The 18,317-nt window shown below is 64.3% G+C and carries 19 protein-coding genes; 12 read left to right on the top strand and 7 right to left on the bottom strand.

Annotation, left to right across the window (positions count from 1 at the left end; all coding sequences use genetic code 11):
• The first annotated feature begins 193 nt into the window (after positions 1-193).
• The 9 genes from flgB (at position 194) to atzF (ending at position 9,268) form a co-directional block, all read left to right on the top strand.
• Entirely contained in the window at positions 194-598 is a 405-nt protein-coding gene (flgB, locus tag HAP41_RS33290; protein WP_166090677.1) for a flagellar basal body rod protein FlgB, read from the top strand.
• Between the two features lie 97 nt (positions 599-695).
• Positions 696-1,121 carry a flagellar basal body rod protein FlgC gene (flgC, locus tag HAP41_RS33285; RefSeq protein ID WP_028158335.1) on the top strand — a complete coding sequence of 142 codons (426 nt, stop codon included), beginning with the start codon at positions 696-698 and terminating at the stop codon, positions 1,119-1,121.
• 16 nt (positions 1,122-1,137) lie between these two features.
• The gene (gene fliE, locus HAP41_RS33280) at positions 1,138-1,446 is read left to right on the top strand and encodes a flagellar hook-basal body complex protein FliE (RefSeq protein ID WP_008142413.1); all 309 of its coding nucleotides are present in this window, start codon (positions 1,138-1,140) and stop codon (positions 1,444-1,446) included.
• 130 nt (positions 1,447-1,576) lie between these two features.
• A complete protein-coding gene (gene fliQ, locus HAP41_RS33275) occupies positions 1,577-1,840 on the top strand; it encodes a flagellar biosynthesis protein FliQ (RefSeq protein ID WP_014494021.1) in 264 nt (87 codons plus the stop codon).
• 17 nt (positions 1,841-1,857) lie between these two features.
• On the top strand, positions 1,858-2,628 hold the full coding sequence (gene fliR, locus HAP41_RS33270) for a flagellar biosynthetic protein FliR (protein ID WP_028148497.1): 771 nt from the start codon (positions 1,858-1,860) through the stop codon (positions 2,626-2,628).
• A 7-nt stretch (positions 2,629-2,635) separates the two neighbouring features.
• On the top strand, positions 2,636-3,715 hold the full coding sequence (flhB, locus tag HAP41_RS33265) for a flagellar biosynthesis protein FlhB (protein WP_166090689.1): 1,080 nt from the start codon (positions 2,636-2,638) through the stop codon (positions 3,713-3,715).
• Positions 3,716-3,869: 154 nt separating this feature from the next.
• The gene (gene cckA / locus HAP41_RS33260; protein ID WP_085404225.1) at positions 3,870-6,452 is read left to right on the top strand and encodes a cell cycle histidine kinase CckA; all 2,583 of its coding nucleotides are present in this window, start codon (positions 3,870-3,872) and stop codon (positions 6,450-6,452) included.
• Between the two features lie 229 nt (positions 6,453-6,681).
• The gene (locus tag HAP41_RS33255; RefSeq protein WP_085404226.1) at positions 6,682-7,713 is read left to right on the top strand and encodes a Tim44 domain-containing protein; all 1,032 of its coding nucleotides are present in this window, start codon (positions 6,682-6,684) and stop codon (positions 7,711-7,713) included.
• A 169-nt stretch (positions 7,714-7,882) separates the two neighbouring features.
• On the top strand, positions 7,883-9,268 hold the full coding sequence (gene atzF / locus HAP41_RS33250; RefSeq protein WP_166090703.1) for an allophanate hydrolase: 1,386 nt from the start codon (positions 7,883-7,885) through the stop codon (positions 9,266-9,268).
• A gap of 10 nt (positions 9,269-9,278) precedes the next feature.
• Here the strand turns inward: atzF and HAP41_RS33245 are convergent, their stop codons facing one another.
• The 4 genes from HAP41_RS33245 to HAP41_RS33230 form a co-directional block, all read right to left on the bottom strand.
• Positions 9,279-10,004 (bottom strand): Crp/Fnr family transcriptional regulator, encoded by a 726-nt coding sequence (locus tag HAP41_RS33245; RefSeq protein WP_063986244.1) that lies wholly within the window; start codon positions 10,002-10,004, stop codon positions 9,279-9,281.
• A 90-nt stretch (positions 10,005-10,094) separates the two neighbouring features.
• On the bottom strand, positions 10,095-10,934 hold the full coding sequence (locus HAP41_RS33240; RefSeq protein WP_085404228.1) for an ABC transporter ATP-binding protein: 840 nt from the start codon (positions 10,932-10,934) through the stop codon (positions 10,095-10,097).
• A gap of 20 nt (positions 10,935-10,954) precedes the next feature.
• Positions 10,955-11,779, bottom strand: coding sequence for an ABC transporter permease (locus HAP41_RS33235; protein WP_175618043.1), 825 nt, complete (start codon positions 11,777-11,779; stop codon positions 10,955-10,957).
• 14 nt (positions 11,780-11,793) lie between these two features.
• Positions 11,794-12,795: an NrtA/SsuA/CpmA family ABC transporter substrate-binding protein gene (locus HAP41_RS33230; protein ID WP_166090714.1), complete on the bottom strand. Its 1,002-nt coding sequence runs from the start codon at positions 12,793-12,795 to the stop codon at positions 11,794-11,796.
• 323 nt (positions 12,796-13,118) lie between these two features.
• Here HAP41_RS33230 and HAP41_RS33225 point away from each other — a divergent pair, with 323 nt between their 5' ends.
• Entirely contained in the window at positions 13,119-13,793 is a 675-nt protein-coding gene (locus HAP41_RS33225; protein WP_085404231.1) for a lectin, read from the top strand.
• 200 nt (positions 13,794-13,993) lie between these two features.
• Positions 13,994-14,701 (top strand): glutathione S-transferase, encoded by a 708-nt coding sequence (locus HAP41_RS33220; protein ID WP_085404232.1) that lies wholly within the window; start codon positions 13,994-13,996, stop codon positions 14,699-14,701.
• A gap of 17 nt (positions 14,702-14,718) precedes the next feature.
• Here HAP41_RS33220 and HAP41_RS33215 read toward each other — a convergent pair whose 3' ends face one another.
• The 3 genes from HAP41_RS33215 to HAP41_RS33205 form a co-directional block, all read right to left on the bottom strand.
• Positions 14,719-15,393, bottom strand: a complete 675-nt coding sequence (locus tag HAP41_RS33215) for a methyltransferase family protein (protein WP_166090730.1) — start codon at positions 15,391-15,393, stop codon at positions 14,719-14,721.
• A gap of 116 nt (positions 15,394-15,509) precedes the next feature.
• Positions 15,510-15,680 carry a hypothetical protein gene (locus HAP41_RS33210; protein WP_166090739.1) on the bottom strand — a complete coding sequence of 57 codons (171 nt, stop codon included), beginning with the start codon at positions 15,678-15,680 and terminating at the stop codon, positions 15,510-15,512.
• Between the two features lie 259 nt (positions 15,681-15,939).
• Positions 15,940-16,413 (bottom strand): hypothetical protein, encoded by a 474-nt coding sequence (locus tag HAP41_RS33205; protein ID WP_071912253.1) that lies wholly within the window; start codon positions 16,411-16,413, stop codon positions 15,940-15,942.
• Between the two features lie 245 nt (positions 16,414-16,658).
• Here HAP41_RS33205 and HAP41_RS33200 point away from each other — a divergent pair, with 245 nt between their 5' ends.
• Positions 16,659-18,314, top strand: a complete 1,656-nt coding sequence (locus HAP41_RS33200) for a fumarate hydratase (RefSeq protein ID WP_166090750.1) — start codon at positions 16,659-16,661, stop codon at positions 18,312-18,314.
• Positions 18,315-18,317: the final 3 nt, after the last annotated feature.

The following is an 18,317-nucleotide window of genomic DNA, read 5'->3' as shown; positions in this document are numbered from 1 at the left end:
TCTTGGCTTGTGCATGGCCCGCCAAACGGTTGGGTTAATGCCGCTTTTGGATGCGTAGAATCACGGGGGCGCAAAGCGGTGTTCCGTCAAGGGACATGCATCGACGCCATCTTTAACCACCTGTTAACCATACACGCGGCAAATTCTGCCTAGCTTCGGGCCTTTGGTCCGAGAGGCGGAAGGAGCCGCAACGATGTCCATCAACGACCTCCCGGTGCTGTCGGCGATTCGCACCAAGATGCAGTGGCACCAGGAACGCCAGCGCGTCCTGTCCGAGAACGTCTCCAATTCCGACACGCCCAAATTCCGGCCACGCGACCTGGTCGAGCCGAAGCTCGACAAATCAGGCGCCGTCACCGGCTCGATGGGCCCCCTGGCGCTGACCCGCACCAGCGGCTCCCACATGGCGCCATCCGGCGCGGCCTCGGGCTTTGACCAGAACAGGAATGCGGGTTTCGAGACCCGTCCCGCCGGCAACGCCGTCAATCTCGAAGAGGAGATGATGAAGGCCGCCAGCAACCAGATGGACTACGCGGCGGCGACCTCGCTCTATTCCAAGAGCTTGCATCTGCTCAAGACCGCGATCGGCAAGGGCTAGAGCATGGTCCGGAAAAGTGAGCGGGCGGTTTTCTCTCGCGACAAACGCGGAACGCGTTTGCGCGGAGATCATGCTCAAGAGCTAAGGGAAGCGCATCATGGCGAATGACAGCAGCGACTTTGCCCGCTCGATGGCGATCGCGACCTCCGGCCTGCGCGCGCAGGCCGGGCGCATGCGGGTGATTTCCGAAAACATCGCGAACGCGGATTCGACCTCGCAGACATCAGGCGGCGATCCCTACCGGCGCAAGGTGCCGACCTTCTCCTCCGCGCTCGACCGCACGCTCGACGCGCAGGTCGTCACCCTCGGCAGGATCAAGCCGGACCAGTCGAACTTCCGCACCAAATTCGAGCCGAACAATCCGGCGGCCGATGCGACCGGCAACGTCAAATATCCCAACGTGAACTCGGTGGTCGAGATGACCGACATGCGCGACGCGCAGCGGTCCTACGAGGCCAATCTCAACATCATCAGTGCGACGCGCCGGATGATCCAGCGCACGCTCGACATCCTCAAGAGCTGAACAGGACATTTGAGCCATGGCATCACCGACAATCGCAGCCAATGCTTATGCCAACCTCGCCCGCGTGCTGGAGAACAGCGGCGCCGGCAAGGGCAGCGAAGCGAGCGGGCAGTCCTTCGCTTCGCTCCTGAAAGACGCTGTCGGCAGCGTCATGGAGTCCGGCCGCAAGTCCGACGCCCAGACGGTGGCGATGGCCGCCGGCAAGGCCAACGTGATGGACGTGGTGACGGCGGTCGCCGACACCGACGTCGCGGTGTCCACGCTGGTCTCGGTCCGCGACCGCGTGATCGCGGCATATGAAGACATCATGAAGATGCCGATCTGATCGGTCCTTTCATTCCGGGGCGCGACGACGTCGCAAACCCGGAATCCATAACCACGATCGGGAGTATGGATTCCGGGCTCTCGCTTCGCGAGCCCCGGAATGACGAACAACTCACAGTGAGAAAAAGAACATGACCGGACCTGAAACCCTCGACGTCGCGCGTGATGCGATCTGGACCATCGTGATCGTGTCGTCGCCGCTGATGGTGGTCGGCCTCGTGGTCGGCGTCGTCGTGTCGCTGTTCCAGGCGCTGACGCAGATCCAGGAGCAGACGCTGATCTACGTGCCGAAGATCCTGGCCATCTTCGCCACGATGCTGCTGGCGCTGCCGTTCATGGCCGACGCACTCCATTCCCACATGATGCGGATCTCGTCGCGAATCATCGGCGGCTGAGGCACAATGCGCCCGACATGCGCATCGACGTCTCGCTGCTGCCGGCGCTCGCCGCTTCCTTCATGCTCGCCTTCGCCCGGGTCGGTGCGATGGTGATGCTGTTGCCGGGGCTGGGCGAGACCAACATTCCGACGCGGATCAAGCTGGCGATCGCGCTGCTGCTGACGCTGATCATCCTGCCGCTGCATCGCAACGCCTATCACGTCGACATGGGCTCGATCGCGCCGTTGCTGGTCATGATGCTGCATGAGATCGTGATCGGCATCGTGCTGGGGGCGACCGCGCGCGTGACGTTGTCGGCGCTTCAGGTCGCGGGCGCCGTGATTGCGCAGCAGATGGGGCTCGGCTTCGTCACTTCGGTCGATCCGACACAGGGACAGCAGGGCGTGCTGGTCGGCAATTTCCTGACCATGCTCGGGGTGACGCTGCTGTTTGCCACCGACAGCCATCATCTGGTGATCGCCGCGCTGAACGACAGCTACACGATCTTCGCGCCCGGCGAGACCGTATCGAGCGGCGACGTCGCTTCGCTGGCGACGCGCGCCTTTGCCGCCGCGTTCAGCCTGGGCTTGCAACTTTCCGGACCGTTCCTTGTGTTCGGCCTCGTCTTCAATATCGGGCTCGGCGTGCTGGCGCGGCTGATGCCGCAGATGCAGGTCTATTTCGTCGGCGTGCCGCTGTCGATCTTCGTGGGCTTCCTGGTGCTCGCCGTGGTGCTCACCGCGATGATGGGCACGTATCTCGACTATTTCATCGGTGTGATGCACCAGATGATGCCGCTCAAATAGGTGATCGATGGCAGACGACAACGATCCCGACAGTCAAACAGAAGACCCGACACAAAAGCGTCTCGAAGAGGCGCTCGAACGCGGCGACGTCGCCAAGAGCCAGGAGATCAACACCTGGTTCATGATCGCGGGCGGCACGCTCGTGGTCTCCACCTTCTCGGGCTCGGTGGGCAGCGGGCTGGTGACGCCGATGCGCAACCTGCTTGCCAATTCCTGGATGATCAAGACCGACGGCAGGGCTCTGCTCGCGCTGATGCAGCAGATCGAGGTCGCCGTGCTCGCAGCGATCGGCGTGCCCCTGCTGATGCTGGTGCTGGCGGCGATTGCCGGCAACGTGCTCCAGCATCGCCTGGTCTGGTCGGCCGAATCCCTGAAACCCAAATTCAGCAAACTGTCGCCGGCCGAGGGCCTCAAGCGCATCTTCGGCAAGCAGGCGGCCGCGAACTTCCTCAAGGGGCTCGGCAAGCTGATCGTGCTCGGCGCGGTCATGACCGTGGTCCTGTGGCCGGAGCGCCATCGCATGGAGGCGATGGTCAGGCTCGATCCGGCCGCCATGCTGGGCGCCAGCACCAGCCTGCCCATTCATCTGCTCGGCGCAGTGGTCGCGGCGCTCGCGATCATCGCCATTGGCGACTATTTCTTCCAATATCGCAGCTGGTTCCAGCGGCAGAAGATGTCGCTCCAGGAGATCAAGGAAGAGTTCAAGCAGTCCGAAGGCGACCCGCACATCAAGGGCAAGCTCCGGCAATTGCGCCAGCAGCGCTCCAAGAAGCGCATGATGGCGGCGGTTCCCAAGGCCTCGGTGATCATCACCAACCCGACCCACTATTCGATCGCGCTGTCCTACGAGCGCGGCATGTCCGCGCCGATCTGCGTCGCCAAGGGCGTCGACAATCTCGCCTTCAAGATCCGGGAGATCGCGCACGAGCACGACATCCCGATCGTCGAGAACGTTCCGCTCGCCCGCGCGCTCTACGCCACCGTCGAAATCGACCAGGAAATCCCGACCGAGCACTACCATGCAGTCGCCGAGGTCATCGGTTACGTCATGCGGCTGAAGCAGGGATTCGGCGCCGGACGCGGATAAAATGCCCGAAAAGTACCGGAAATGGCCGTAATCTGGGAATCAGCGTACCTTTCGCCCTTGCTACCCTTGCGCCTGCGGGTCCGATTCAGGCAGGGAGGACCCCACGCGCCCCGTAGCGCGTTGATTCTCTGCCGACAGGCTGTGCCAGCTTGAAATGACTGCCGAGACCGACCACGACCTCACACGCGAGCCCGTTGCGGCGCACGAGCCGTCGCCGCGCTCGGGCAGTATTGCGCTGGTGCTGCTGGTGGCCGCCGGCCTCGTCGCCGTCGCCGTCGGGCTGATGACGCTCGGGCGCGCGCAGGCGCAGCCCTATATCCTCGGCATCCTCGCCGTGCTGGCGATGGTCGGCCTGTTCAACCTGTTCGCCTTCGCCGCCGGCATCATCCGCTTCGTCGACCGCAGTCTCGATGATCCCGTGATGGGGCGCATTGCCGACCACGCCTTCGACGGCCTGGCCGTGACCGATCCCCGCGGCCACGTGGTCTATTCCAACGCTGCCTATCTGACGCTCACCGGCGCCAGCGGACCGCAGGAGGTGCGGCCCGTGGAGCGCGTCTTCATCGGCAACCCCGACGTCTCCGAAGCCGTGTTCCGCCTGCTCAAGGCCGCGCGCGAAGGAAAACGGCAGCAGGAAGAGGTGCGCATCTCCGGCCATGACGGCAGCCAGGGCCGCTGGCTGCGCATGCGGGTGCGCCCGCTCGGCACCGGGAAGCGCGAGGCGAAATACGCGGTGTGGTCGATCTCCGACATCACCCGCGACCGCGAGCGCCAGGAGGACGTGTTCCAGGAACTCCAGCACGCGATCGAATATCTCGATCACGCGCCCTGCGGCTTCTTCTCGGTCAATCCGGCCGGCGAGCTCGCCTATGTCAACGCGACACTGGCGAACTGGCTCGACTACGATCTCGCCGAGATCGGCTCGGGCGGGCTGAAGCTCACCGACATCGTCTCCGGCGACGGCGCCTCGCTGCTCACCGCGATCGTGGCGGTGCCGGGCGAGGTGAAGACGGAAGTCTTCGACATCGACTTGCGCATGCGCACCGGCAAGACCATGCCGGTGCGGCTCTATCACAAGCTCGCCTTCGGCGCAGACGGCGCGCCGGGGCCGTCGCGCACGCTCGTCATCAGCCGCGCCCGCGACGAGCGCAGCGATCCCGACCGCGCCGCCGAAGTGCGCTTCATGCGCTTCTTCGACCATACGCCGATGGCGATCGCGACCGTCGACCGAGGCGGCAACGTCGTGCGGGCCAACGCGCGCTACGCCAAGCTCGGGCAGGCCCTCGGGCTCGACAGCGCCAGCAAGTCGATCTTCCGCGCGGTCAATTCGCGCGACCGGCAACTTTTGATCACGGCCATCAACCAGGCCGCGGAGGGCCAGGCCGACGTCGCGCCGGTCGAGGTGGCGCTCGAGGGAGCCAAGGAGCGCTGGGGCCAGTTCTTCGTCACGCCGGTGGATGCGGCCGAGAACGAGGCCGAAGCCGCCATCGTGCACATGCTCGAGACCACCGAGCGGCGCGCGCTGGAGAACCAGATCAACCAGTCGCAGAAGATGGAGACGGTCGGCCAGCTCGCGGGCGGCATCGCCCACGACTTCAACAACGTGCTCTCCGCCATCATGATGGCGAACGACTTCCTGCTGAACGCGCACAAGCCGACCGATCCGTCGTTCCAGGACATCATGCAGATCAAGCAGAACGCGACGCGCGCGGCGACGCTGGTGCGGCAGTTGCTGGCGTTCTCGCGGCGGCAGACGTTGCGGCCGCAGGTGCTCGACCTCGGCGATGCGCTGTCCGATCTCGCCATGCTGCTGCGCCGGCTGATCGGCGAGAAGGTCAAGCACGAGACCATCCACGGCCGCGATCTCTGGCCGGTGAAGGTCGACGTCTCCCAGTTCGAGCAGGTGATCGTCAACCTCGCGGTGAACGCGCGCGACGCCATGCCCGACGGCGGCAAGCTGATCATCCGCACCGCCAACGTCACCGCGGAAGAAGCGGCCAAGCTCGCCTACAAGGGCATGCCGGCTGCGGACTATGTACGGATCGAGGTCGCCGACACCGGCACCGGCATCCCCGCCGATATCCGCGACAAGATCTTTGAGCCGTTCTTCTCGACCAAGGAAGTGGGCAAGGGCACCGGCCTCGGGCTCTCCACCGTCTACGGCATCGTCAAGCAGACTGGCGGCTTCATTTACGTGGACTCGGAACCGGGGCAGGGGACTTCGTTCCATATCTTCCTGCCGCGCCATCACGCCGAGCCGGAGGTGCAGGAGCAGCCCGCTGCAGTGGTCGGCGCGGCCAATGGCGCCGCGAAGGAGACCGCACCTGCGGCGGCGGAGGCCAAGCCGCGGACCGATCTCACCGGACAGGGCACCATCCTTCTCGTCGAGGACGAAGAGGGCCTGCGCGCGCTGAACGCACGCGGCCTGCGCTCGCGCGGCTACACCGTGGTCGAGGCCGAGAACGGCGTCGAGGCCATGGAGGTCCTGGAGGAACAGAGCGGTGCGATCGATCTCGTCGTCTCCGACGTCGTGATGCCCGAGATGGACGGCCCGACGCTGCTGAAGGCGATGCGCGAGAAGAATCCCGACATCAAGTTCATCTTCGTCTCCGGCTACGCCGAGGATGCCTTCGAGAAGAGCCTGCCCGAAGGCCAGCAATTCGACTTCCTGCCAAAGCCGTTCACGCTCAGCCAGCTCGTGGCGGCCGTAAAGGAGACGATGGCAAAGGCGGGATGACGGCGACTACCACGGTCGATTTGCGAGAGTTCCTCGAAATGACGAGGAAAAAGCGGCATTCCTGCCGTAAACCCGCCGGTAACCCGCGACCGCAGTTCCTCCGGCTCCCCGGCCAAACCCCCGCCAAATATGGGCTTTTGCCACATCCCCGCGACTGAGGGCCGCAGCCATAAGTTCCGAAACCGGCTTCACTTTTCGGGAAGTCTGCCCATCTTAGGAGCACGTCCCCATGCCGGGGATTTGGGAAACGCACATGACTTTCTCGCAACGCTCCCGCACTCTCTTCAAGACCCTCGCCGTCATGCTGGCGCTTGCGCTGCCGACTGCGCTGGTGATTTCGTCCGCCGACGCCCGCGTCGGTGGTGGCATGTCGTCGGGTTCGCGCGGTTCGCGCACCTATTCGGCGCCGCCGTCGACCACGACCGCGCCGGGCTCGACCTCGCAGTTCAACCGCACCTATACCCAGCCGGGTGCCGGCATGAATTCGGCTGCCGCCGCACCCGCGCGTGGCGGCCTGTTCGGCCGCGCCGGCGGCTTCATGGGCGGCCTTGCGGCCGGCTTCCTCGGCGCAGGCCTGCTCGGCATGCTGTTCGGCGGCGGCCTGTTCGGTGGCCTCGGCGGCCTGTCGTCAATCATTGGCCTGATCATCCAGATCGCTCTCGTGGTGTTGGTGGTGCGGCTGGCGATGTCCTGGTGGCAGCGCCGCCACTCGCAGCAGGCGGCCTATGCCAATGCTGATGCAGGCAGCGGTCAGGGACCGCAGCCGAACTATCGCAGCGGCCTCGGTGGCGGTAGCGTCGGTGGTGGACTTGGCGGTGGTCTCGGCGGCTTCGGCTTCGGCGGCGCCAACAACGCGCCGCTCGAGATCAAGCCGGATGACTATGAGGCGTTCGAGCGCCTGCTCGGCGATGTCCAGGCCGCCTGGTCGAACGAGGACGTGGCCAAGCTGCACACGCTCGCGACGCCGGAAATGGTCTCCTATTTCGAGCAGGACCTTGGCCAGAACCGCGCGCGCAACGTCGTCAACAAGGTGACCAACGTCAAGCTGTTGCAGGGCGACCTCGCGGAGGCCTGGCGCGAAGGCGAGACCGAATACGCCACGGTGGCGCTGCGCTTCGCCCTCACCGACAAGACGCTGGACCGCAACAGCGGTACGGTTGTCGCCGGCAGCGAGCAGCCGGGCGAGGCGACCGAGATCTGGACCTTTGCCCGCCGTCCGGGCAGCGGCTGGGAATTGTCGGCGATCCAGCAGACCAACTGATCGTACGCAGATTAAAGACAAGGGCGTCGTGCTTCGGCACGGCGCCCTTTTTCTTTGAGCCGCTTATATCCTGATACGGCCGACCATTTTGCGCGAAGCACTTAATTGCTTGTTGCCCGCGCAGAGCTCCCGCAATTTCGCGCCTGCCGGTTAGAGAGGGAGATATTCGGTGAGCCAGTCTGTCGCGCGCTCCAGGACAAATCACGAAACCATTGCCAGGAATTCGTCCCTGCCTTTGGAGGCGATCGAAACGGCGTATGACCGGATCGAGGCCGAGCGCGACCGCAATTGCTGGATCTATCTCCGCCCGCGGGAGGAGGCGCTTGAAGCATGCCGGAAGCTCGTGGCGCGCGCGCGGACAGGCGAAAATCTTCCGCTGCTCGGCATTCCCTTTGGTGTGAAGGACAATATCGATGTCGAGGGAATGCCGACCACTGCCGCATGCCCGGCGTTCAGCTACACGCCCTGGCATTCCGCGCACAGCGTCGAACGCCTCACCGCGGCCGGCGCAATTTGCCTTGGAAAGACCAATCTCGATCAGTTCGCCACAGGCCTGTCCGGTGCGCGTTCACCCTATGGCCCCTGCGCGTCGGTTGCCGATGCGCGCTATATTGCGGGCGGCTCCAGTTCCGGGTCCGCGGTCGCCGTCGCGGCCGGGCACGTCGCGTTCGCGCTCGGCACCGATACCGGCGGGTCCGGCCGCATACCTGCCGGCTTCAACAACATCGTCGGAATCAAGCCGACCGTTGGGCTGGTGTCATCGCGCGGGCTGGTGCCGAATTGCCCGACGATCGATTGCGTTTCGGTGTTCTGCAATACCGTCAGCGATGGCGAGGCAATCCTCGAAATTATCGAAGGGTTCGATTTCGAAGATCCCTACAGCCGCCTGCCCAGGGCGTTTTCTTTCGCCAGCGGGGCGGTGCCATCGTTCCGGTTCGGCCGCATTGCGGCCGCCGATCTCGAATGCTTCGGCATGCCGGAATGCGGCGAGCTCTATGAGCGCGCCTGCGAGCGTTTCACGCAGATCGGAGGAACGGCGATCGAGGTGGACTTCGCGCCGTTCCGCCAGGCCGGGGAGTTGATGTTCAGCGGACCCTGGGTCGCGGAGCGGCACTCGGCCATCGCTTCGCTGATGGACATCGATTCCGGCTCCCTGCTTGATGTCACGAGGACCGTGCTGGGCTCGGCCGCCGGCTATTCAGCGATCGACACATTTGGTGCCATTCACCGGCTGCGCCGGCTTCGCCGCGACGCCGAGGCGATCTTTGCGGGTATCGATGCGCTGGTGGTCCCGACCGCACCGCGGCCGTTCACGCTGGAGGAGATGGATCGCGATCCGATCACTCTCAACAATCGCCTCGGCTACTACTCGTACTTTGCCAATCTGCTCGATCTCTGCGGCGTGGCGGTTCCGAACGCGACATTGCCGAACGGCATGCCCATGGGCGTGACCCTTCTGGCGCCGGCCTGGCATGATCGCGCGCTGATCGGACTGGCGCGGCGGTTCGAGGCCAGTGCAGGCCGAGCGGCGTTCGAATTGAAGTCTGGCGGCTGAAGGTCGGAATTCATTCCATCTCTTGCTCGAGCGTCGAAAGATCCAGGATCGAAATCACGGATCTGTCGTACCTGATCACGCCTTCCTCCTGGAGCCGTGCGAGCTGTACTGTCACCCATTGGCGGGTGGATCCGATGAGATTGGCGAGATCGCCGTGGGTAAACGGCATCCCGATGACGACCTCGCCGTCGCGCTTCACGCCGTAGACGTGCGACAGGAAGATCAACAGGCTATGCAGCCGCTCGGTCACCGAGCGCGTCCCGAGCATCTGGGCCATCGCCGAATAGCAACGCGCCTTGAATGCCAGGGCATCCAGCAAGGCGACGGCGATCGCCGGCGATTCCAGCGCAAGCCGCCGCAGCGCCAGTCCCGGCATGAACGTCAACAGGCTGGGTTCGGCCGCAACCGATGACCACATGTGCGGGCCCGTTCCGAATATATCGGGGCCGCCGACGAAGTTGCCGGGAAACCAGTAGGCGAGCGTGACCTCGCGCCCCGACGGCGCCGCATAGTAGCTGCGTATGCGTCCCTCGCTGATCAGGTAGATCCCAGCCTGTGTGTCGCCCTGAGACCAAACCAGTTGGCCGGCTTCCAGGGCCTTCTCGCGTCCGATCGCGCGCAGCCGATTGCAATCAGCCCGGTTGAGACCATCCAGCAAGCCGGGCAGCGGCCTGACGAGATTGTCCGACTCGGCCAGCATCACGCCTGCCGCTATCGCGCTATTCGCCCTGTGCATCGCCGGCTCCACGGTGAGACCCGGCATCGATTATTCAAGAACCATGCCAGCGCGCTGCGGGCTGCTTCGCGATTTCCAAGTTCTGGGGGATCAGCTCGCGTCCGACTGATTGAACGCCCGCAACCCTTCTGCGCGGATGACGTCGAGACAATCCTTCTTGAGGGAAAGATAGGTTGGCTCGACCATGACAGAACTCGACCGCGGGCGCGGCAGCTTGACCGCGACTTCGCGCAGGATGCGGCCGGGCCCCGCGCTCATGATGAGAACACGGTCGGCCAGCACGATGGCTTCATCGATGTCATGCGTGACGAACACGATCGTCGCCTTGATCCGGTCGCGCAGCTCCAGCAGATTGTCTTGCATCACCGCCCGGGTCTGCGCATCGAGGGCCCCGAAGGGCTCGTCCATCAGCAGCACGCGCGGCTGATTGGCCAACGCTCGCGCGATCGCCACGCGCTGTTGCATGCCCCCGGACAGCGTGTTCGGATAGGCGTCGGCGAAACGCTTGAGACCGACCATCGCGATCAGATCGTCGGCGATGGCATTCGCTTCCGTCCTGGACTTCCCATGCATCCTCGGGCCGTGGGCGATGTTCCTGCGGACAGACTTCCAGGGGAAGAGATGCGGCTGCTGGAATACCATGCCGACATCGGGTCGCGGGCTGTAGACACGCGAGCCCTCTACCAGGATGTCGCCTTCAAACGGCACCTCCAGTCCGGCGATCGTATTGAGCACCGTCGACTTGCCGCAGCCGGAGGGCCCGACGATGCAAACGAACTCGCCAGGTGCCACGTCGAAGGACACGCGATCCACCGCGATGGTCTGCCCGCCGCGGGTGTCAAAAACGATGCTCAGGTCTGAGACTTGAATGGCCGGTTGTTTCCGCGCCGATTCGACGGAGGCTGGCGAATTTGCCAGAGCCAGTTTCATGGTCGATCGAGCTCCAGACATCAACGCCACCGGACAGTACGTTCCGCAAGAGCCGAAAACAGCCGGTCGGCAGTGAACGAAATCAACCCGAGCGCTGCGAGCCCGCCCATGACCTGGCCCGTTTGCAAATTCTGCTGGGCAATCTCGATCCTGTAGACAATGCCGGCGAAAGCGCCTGCGAGTTCGGCCGCGACAAGCGTGTAAAACGAGATGCTGACGGCGGTGCGCAACCCGACCACGATGTAGGGAAGCGCGCCCAGCAGCACGATCTCCTGGAGCATCTGCCGCCGGGGCGTGCCGAGCATCAACGCCGCCCGAATCAGGCCGCGGTCGACCTTCTGCACGCCGATGTGGGTCGAAAGCCAAACCGTGAAGAACACGCCCCATACGACGAGGAATAGTTTTCCCGCCTCCGACAGGCCGAACCACAGGATGACGATCGGCACGAAAGCAATCGGCGGAATTGGCCGCAGGATGTGGAATAGCGGGGACAGCAAGCTCGAAACAACAGGGAATTGGCCGGTGAGGATACCGAGCAGGATGCCGAGCGCGCCGCCTAAGATGAACCCCGTGGTGACGCGAAAGAGGCTGGCCAGCAGATCGCCAAGGAACTGTCCGCTTCGTATCCACTCAAGGACCGCCGCAGCAACTACCGTCGGCGGCGGAAACAGCACCATGTTGACGGCCCCGGAACGGGAGACCAGTTCCCAGAGGCCGACGAACAGGGGAAGCGAAAGCGCTCCGACCAGAATATTGAGGCGGCGAAGACGAGCTGAATCCGGCCGCCGACCGCGACCGTCGGTGCGGAGAGCAATTTCTTGTCCTGCTGAAGTGCCGTCCTGCATGGCTGTGCGGGTGCCTATTTCCACGAGAGCGTGACGCGTGCGGGGTCGACCTTCTTCAGCGGCTCGGCGACGACGACCTTGCTGAAGTCGGGCATCACCGCTCCCGGAGGATGGTTGCCGCTCTCGAGGCGCCATGCGGAGTGGGTCTTGAGAATCTCGATCAGCCGGTCGTCGAGACGCACCCGGTAAACATAGTCGGCCCAGATCGGAGCGAGGTCGTCCCGCTTCATGCCGACCGCGTCCGCCACGACCGTGATCGCTTCATCCGGGTGTGCTTTCATCCAGACCTCGGCGTCGATCAGCGCGGCGATGAACTTCTCAACCAGCGCAGGGTTGGCATCCAGATAGGGTCTCGTGACGACGATGTTGAACGTCTCGGAGTATGTGCCCGTTGTATCGAGCTCAGCGACGGCTTCGCCGAGGGCCTTCTTGGCGTTGGCGATGTGGGGTTCCCAAGTGTCGATCGCGTCGATGCTTCCTGCTGCAAGTGCCGGCAGCATCTCCTGCGGCCGCAGGTTGACGAGGGTGACATCCTTGGGAGTCAATCCCGCCGACTTCAGCAAAGTCGCCGTGTAGACCTCGCTGCCGGTGCCGGCAGTGAATCCGATTCGCTTGCCGCGAAGATCTGCCTTGGTCTTGACGCCGGCCTTGGCCGCGACGACCGTCTTGAGGTCGGAATATTCCATGCCGGCGACGAAGGCGATGGGCTGGTTTGCCATCGCCGAAGCGGTGACCGGCGCCTCCGCCGTCGTCGCGATGTCGGCGCCGCCCCCGATCACGGTGTCCAGGCACTGCTTGCCGGACGTGAAGTTCGAGACGGTGATGTCCAGTCCGTTCTTTTCGAAAATCCCCTTCGATTTGGCGACGATCGCAAGGCCGGAGATCGGTCCGAGGTTTTGCGCAAGCCGGGCTTTGAGCAATTCCGCGGCCGAGGCGGAGTCCGGACTGATGGCAAGGCAGCAAAGCGCGGCATAGCCGGCAATTGCCGCGATTGGGCGGACGGTGTTCCAGTGCATGACGATCTCCCCTCGCGCCGCGCCCGGCGGCAGCCCCGATGTGATCGCGGATGCCGCCCTGAACGGCCCCGCAGCAGACTCCCGCGTCCCCTCCTGGGCGATCTCTTGAGGATCGGCCCCACGTTGGTATGCTCGCCCGGCGCTACGGTCTCTGGAAGCAATTAATCGACATGGCCCTCGGGGCGACCGGTCGAGCGCCGCCGCTCGAGGTGATGCGCGTGCGGCGGATGGCCGCTGGAATAATGTCTGTCGTGACGGGTTCATGTCAGCGGATCAAAGACCGTCCAGCCAGGCGCAATCGCCGGAAAAATCGGGAGGATAGGATGAGCATTCTTGCCAGGGTCATCGTGCCAGCAGGCGCTGCGCTCGCGCTCTTCGCGAGTCCATCGGTGCAGGCGCAGTCAGCCGACATGACCTTCTTCGTGACTTCGAGCGGGCCGGGCAAGGGAGCCGATCTCGGCGGCCTGGAGGGAGCCGATGCGCAGTGCCAGAAGCTGGCGCAGGCCGGCGGTGCCGGTGCCAAGACCTGGCGCGCCTATCTCTCGACGCAGGCCGCTGACGGCAAGCCCGCCGTCAATGCCAAGGACCGCATTGGCAAGGGACCGTGGCAGAATGCCAAGGGGGCGGTGATTGCCAAGGACGTTGCCGACCTGCACGGCGCGGCCAATAACCTCACCAAGCAGACCGCGCTCAGCGAGAAGGGCGAGGTCATCAACGGCGCCGGCGACACGCCGAACCGGCACGATATCCTCACGGGATCGCAACCGGACGGCACCGCTTTTGCCGCGGGCGACGACAAGACCTGCAGGAACTGGACGTCGAGCACGCAGGGCGCGGCGGTCGTCGGCCATGCCGATCGTAAGGGCCTGCGCGACGACGAGCCGTCAAAGTCCTGGAACAGCTCTCACCCCTCGCGCGGTCCTGACGGCGGCTGCTCGCAGGCCGATCTGAAGAGCACCGGCGGCGACGGCCTGCTGTTTTGTTTCGCGGCGAATTGAGTTAGGGCGCGCAGCTCTCTCCCCGCGACATTGCGAGCGTAGCGAAGCAATCCAGACTGTCTCCGCGGAAAGATTCTGGATTGCTTCGCTTGCGCTCGCAACGACGGGGTATGTGGTGCCGCCGTTCCGTCTCGCTCTCACGGAACCTTCGGCCGCATGTTACATTGGTCCGACCGCTTCCACGCTCACGGACCCTTCCCATGAAATACGAGCTCTACTACTGGCCCGAGATCCAGGGTCGCGGCGAATATGTGCGGCTGGCGCTGGAGGAGGCGGGGGCGGCTTATATCGACGTCGCGCGGGGGGCGCGCGGAACAGCTGCGATGATGAAGATGATGGACGCGCATGGCGGCACGCCGCCCTTCGCGCCGCCGTTCCTGAAAGCGGGCAAGCTCGTCATCGGCCAGACCGCCAACATCCTGCTCTATCTTGGCGCCCGTCATGGGCTCGCGCCGAAGACGGAAGCGGGCAAGCTTTGGGTGCACCAGCTTCAGCTCACCATCACCGACCTCGTGACCGAGATCCACGACACCCATCACCCGCTCGGGCCTTCGATTTACTATGAAGATCAGAAGGCGCCGGCGAAGAAGCGCACGGCCGAGTTTTGGGACGAGCGCGTGCCGAAATATCTCGGCTATTTCGAAGAGCTTCTCGCCGGCAATGGCGGCGCCTATGTCACCGGTCGCAGGCTGACTTACGTCGATCTCTCGCTGTTCCAGATCGTCGCCGGGCTGCGCTACGCCTTTCCCAAGCGCATGAAGGCGTTCGAGGGAAATATCCCGGGCCTCGTCGGCCTGCACGACCGCATCGCCGCGCGGCCGAACATCAAGGCCTATCTCGAAAGTGAGCGCCGCATTCCCTTCAACGAGCAAGGCATTTTCCGCCGCTACAAGGAATTGGACAATTAGCTGGTCCGGATAGCGGCTCACCACACGCCGGGCAGCAGGCGATAGCGCACGCGCGTCATATAGTCGGAATAGCCCGGCAGGCCCTCACGCAGCGTGCGCTCCTCGATGCCGATGCGGACAGCAAACAAGACGACGATGACCGGCGCTATCGCAAGGCCCCACCACGAGCCCAGCAGCAGCGGCACGCCGGCGAAGAACAGGATCATGCCGCTGTACATGGGATGGCGCACATGCGCGTAAGGCCCCGTCGAGACCACGCGCTGTGCGCGTTCGGCCCGGAGCTTCACCACGGGCGCGGCGAACGAGTTTTCGCGGAACACCCACAGGATGAACAGCGTCGAGAGGACGAACAGCACGAGACCGAGCGCCTGCAACGCAACCGGCATGTCGGAGGATTGCGTGCGCCGGTCGAGCCCCATTGTGGCGAGCCAGGCCAGCATCGCAATGACGAAGACGATCATGAAGGCCTTGTCAGCGGCAGGCTGGTCCTTTTGCAGGACCGGCCGCAGACGTTCGGCGAGCAGCGCCGGATCGACCCGATAAAGCCACCAGCCGCAGAGCGGGCCGAGCAGGGCGCAGGTGGCGAGGAACACCCAGGCCGCAGGCCAATGCATCGTCCCGGCGCAAGCGAACAGCAGCGCGCCCATGCCGGCGGTGGTGATCGTGTTCTGCAACAGCAGTTTTGCGATCATGCGCAGGTCCCGGGTCAGCCGCGCACGATATTGGTCCCGCTATCCGGCGAAGATGCGGCCGGACACGCGAAAAGCCCGATCGACCGGTTCGGGCGTTTCATCTTTGACCGGTCTGATCAGGCGAGCTGATCGATCCGCGTGCCCTGACCCGGCGGCAGCGGCGCGGGCGGCGGCGGCTTGTAGGTCGGGTCGTTGTCCTTGGTCTTCTGGTCGTCCTGCTGCTTGGTCGCGTCGTAGCTCGGCACCACGATCGCGATCGGCGGCGGCGCAACGGTAGAGACGCTCATCCACAAATCCTCACACATGGAAACAATCGACCTTGCGCTGCGAGGAGCGAAGCTTCCGTCAAGCCAATCGTTAAAATGCGAGGGAGTTGGTGCGGTGGGATGTGCCTTTTGTGCCTCCTTGCGCTGTACGAGGGAGCGGACGAACCTCTCCTCGTCATCGCGAGCGCAGCGAAGCAATCCAGGACTGTCACCGCGGAGGGATTCTGGATTGCTTCGCGGAGCTCGCAATGACGGAGCGTGTGGAAAGAGCGAGTGCCGTCTACTCGTCCTTGCCGCGCGTGATCGCGATGGACGCATCCGTCTTGGTACGGGTGCATTCCATGTTGAGTCGGCGGTAGCGCATGACGACCTTGTCGCCGCGCAACAGTCCCATCCGCTTCAGGCAGCGTGTCGCGCCCGTCGTGGTGTCGTCCTTCGTGACGGTGAAGACGATCGCCGCCATCGACCCCACCAGTGAAAAGAACTCCGGTGTCGGCTTGCGATCGCCCTTGGCATAGAGCTCGATGGAATATTTGTCGCCGCGGCAACCCACGGACAGCTCCTTGGCCGCGGGGTGCGAGAGGTAGACGATGTTGGCGGCCCGGAAATTCACCTTGAGGCGCTCGACCTGGTTCGTCAGCTCCTTGGCGCTGTCGTCGCAACGGTCGGCGCGGGCAGGCGAGGCGAGGGTCACAAGGCCGGTGATGGCGGCGGCGACCAGGATCGCGCCGCGGACGTTCAGTTTGAAAATCATGATGAAAAGCCCCTTAGGCCGCGCATTCAACCTTCGTCGCGCGCCGAGCGCAAGGGGGCACCCAGGGCTTGCCGGGGACGGTCATCGCCACCTTGCGTCCGGCCGAGGGCAACCAAAAAGGGCCGTCGTGACGCCGAATCGGGATGCCTCGGCCGCGCCAGAACGCCTTCCATTCGCGGCAAAAAAGCTTAGAACGCTTCTACGCTTAGAGGCCCGCGAGGGCTCCAAAACCCCGAGATTTGCCCATGAACGCTCCCACCGCCTTCCCCGATCCCGCAAAACCCGTTCCGCCCTACAAGCACACCCCGCTGTTCCCGCTGGGCAAGGACGAGACGCCCTACAAGAAGATCACGGCCGAGGGTATCAGGGTCGAGAAGGTCCTGGGGAAGGACATGCTGGTGGTATCGCGCGAGGCGTTGCGGGCGCTGTCGGAGGCGGCCTTTGGCGACATCAACCACTATCTGCGCCCAGGCCATCTGAAGCAGCTCCGCGCGATCCTGGAGGACGGCGAGGCGAGCCCGAACGACAAGTTCGTCGCGCTCGACTTCCTGAAGAACGCCAACATCGCGGCCGGCGGCGTGCTGCCGATGTGCCAGGACACCGGCACCGCGATCATCATGGGCAAGAAGGGCTGCAACGTCATCACCGATGGTGACGACGAGGCGGCGCTGTCGGAAGGCGCGCGCGACGCTTACCTGCGCCGCAATCTGCGCTACTCGCAGGTCGCGCCCTTGTCGATGTACGAGGAGAAGAACACCGCCAACAACATGCCGGCGCAGTGCGAGATCTACGCCGAGGGCGACGACGCCTACAAGTTCATGTTCATGGCGAAGGGCGGCGGCTCTGCCAATAAAAGCTTCCTGTTCCAGGCCACGCCCTCGGTGCTGACCAAGGACCGGCTGCTCGTCTTCCTGAAGGAGAAGATCCTGACGCTGGGCACCGCGGCGTGCCCGCCCTATCACCTCGCCATCGTGATCGGCGGCACCTCGGCCGAGCTGTGCATGAAGACGGTGAAGCTCGCCTCCGCCCGCTATCTCGACGCGCTGCCGACCCACGGCTCGCCCGACGGCAACGCCTTCCGCGACGTCGAGATGGAGCAGGAAATCCACAAGATGACGCAGTCGCTCGGCGTCGGCGCGCAGTTCGGTGGAAAGTATTTCTGCCACGACGTGCGCGTTATCCGCATGCCGCGCCACGGCGCCTCGCTGCCGATCGGGCTCGGCGTGTCGTGCTCGGCCGACCGCCAGGTGCTCGGCAAGATCACCAAAGATGGCGTCTATCTCGAGGAGCTCGAGCACAATCCGGCGCAGTATCTGCCGCAGGTCGAGCAGTCGCTCGGCGGCGAGGTCGTCAAGATCGACCTCAACCAGCCGATGAAGGACATCCTGGCGACGTTCTCGAAGTACCCGACCAAGACGCGGGTCTCGATGACCGGCACCATGATCGTCGCGCGCGATAGCGCGCACGCCAAGCTGCGCGAGCGCCTCGAGAGGGGCGAGCCGCTGCCGGACTATTTCAAGAACCATCCGGTCTATTATGCCGGTCCCGCCAAGACGCCCGAGGGCTACGCCTCCGGCGCGTTCGGCCCGACCACCGCGGGCCGCATGGATTCCTTCGTCGACCAGTTCCAGGCGGCAGGCGGTTCGATGGTGATGGTGGCCAAGGGCAACCGGGCACCTGCCGTGCGCGAGGCCTGCAAGAAGTATGGCGGCTTCTATCTCGGCTCGATCGGCGGTGCGGCTGCGAACCTCGCCGAGCACTGCATCAAGAAGGTCGAGGTGCTCGAATATCCCGAACTTGGCATGGAAGCGATCTGGCGCATCGAAGTCGTCGACTTCCCGGCGTTCATCATCATCGACGACAAGGGGAACGACTTCTTCAAGGAATTGAATCTGGGCTAGCGC

It is taken from the genome of Bradyrhizobium barranii subsp. apii (assembly GCF_011516635.5).
Taxonomy (GTDB): domain Bacteria; phylum Pseudomonadota; class Alphaproteobacteria; order Rhizobiales; family Xanthobacteraceae; genus Bradyrhizobium; species Bradyrhizobium barranii.
The sequence above is the reverse complement of the archived record's forward strand: the minus strand, read 5'-3'. Positions and strand labels throughout refer to the sequence as shown.

Excerpts from the sequence above, each read along its gene's own strand:
- flgB (WP_166090677.1), top strand. The coding sequence starts at position 194 with ATGTCCATCAACGACCTCCCGGTGCTGTCGGCGATTCGCACCAAGATG.
- flgC (WP_028158335.1), top strand. The coding sequence starts at position 696 with ATGGCGAATGACAGCAGCGACTTTGCCCGCTCGATGGCGATCGCGACC.
- fliE (WP_008142413.1), top strand. The coding sequence starts at position 1,138 with ATGGCATCACCGACAATCGCAGCCAATGCTTATGCCAACCTCGCCCGC.
- fliQ (WP_014494021.1), top strand. The coding sequence starts at position 1,577 with ATGACCGGACCTGAAACCCTCGACGTCGCGCGTGATGCGATCTGGACC.
- fliR (WP_028148497.1), top strand. The coding sequence starts at position 1,858 with ATGCGCATCGACGTCTCGCTGCTGCCGGCGCTCGCCGCTTCCTTCATG.
- flhB (WP_166090689.1), top strand. The coding sequence starts at position 2,636 with ATGGCAGACGACAACGATCCCGACAGTCAAACAGAAGACCCGACACAA.
- cckA (WP_085404225.1), top strand. The coding sequence starts at position 3,870 with ATGACTGCCGAGACCGACCACGACCTCACACGCGAGCCCGTTGCGGCG.
- HAP41_RS33255 (WP_085404226.1), top strand. The coding sequence starts at position 6,682 with ATGCCGGGGATTTGGGAAACGCACATGACTTTCTCGCAACGCTCCCGC.
- HAP41_RS33245 (WP_063986244.1), bottom strand. The coding sequence starts at position 10,004 with ATGCACAGGGCGAATAGCGCGATAGCGGCAGGCGTGATGCTGGCCGAG.
- HAP41_RS33240 (WP_085404228.1), bottom strand. The coding sequence starts at position 10,934 with ATGAAACTGGCTCTGGCAAATTCGCCAGCCTCCGTCGAATCGGCGCGG.
- HAP41_RS33235 (WP_175618043.1), bottom strand. The coding sequence starts at position 11,779 with ATGCAGGACGGCACTTCAGCAGGACAAGAAATTGCTCTCCGCACCGAC.
- HAP41_RS33230 (WP_166090714.1), bottom strand. The coding sequence starts at position 12,795 with ATGCACTGGAACACCGTCCGCCCAATCGCGGCAATTGCCGGCTATGCC.
- HAP41_RS33225 (WP_085404231.1), top strand. The coding sequence starts at position 13,119 with ATGAGCATTCTTGCCAGGGTCATCGTGCCAGCAGGCGCTGCGCTCGCG.
- HAP41_RS33220 (WP_085404232.1), top strand. The coding sequence starts at position 13,994 with ATGAAATACGAGCTCTACTACTGGCCCGAGATCCAGGGTCGCGGCGAA.
- HAP41_RS33215 (WP_166090730.1), bottom strand. The coding sequence starts at position 15,393 with ATGATCGCAAAACTGCTGTTGCAGAACACGATCACCACCGCCGGCATG.
- HAP41_RS33210 (WP_166090739.1), bottom strand. The coding sequence starts at position 15,680 with ATGAGCGTCTCTACCGTTGCGCCGCCGCCGATCGCGATCGTGGTGCCG.
- HAP41_RS33205 (WP_071912253.1), bottom strand. The coding sequence starts at position 16,413 with ATGATTTTCAAACTGAACGTCCGCGGCGCGATCCTGGTCGCCGCCGCC.
- HAP41_RS33200 (WP_166090750.1), top strand. The coding sequence starts at position 16,659 with ATGAACGCTCCCACCGCCTTCCCCGATCCCGCAAAACCCGTTCCGCCC.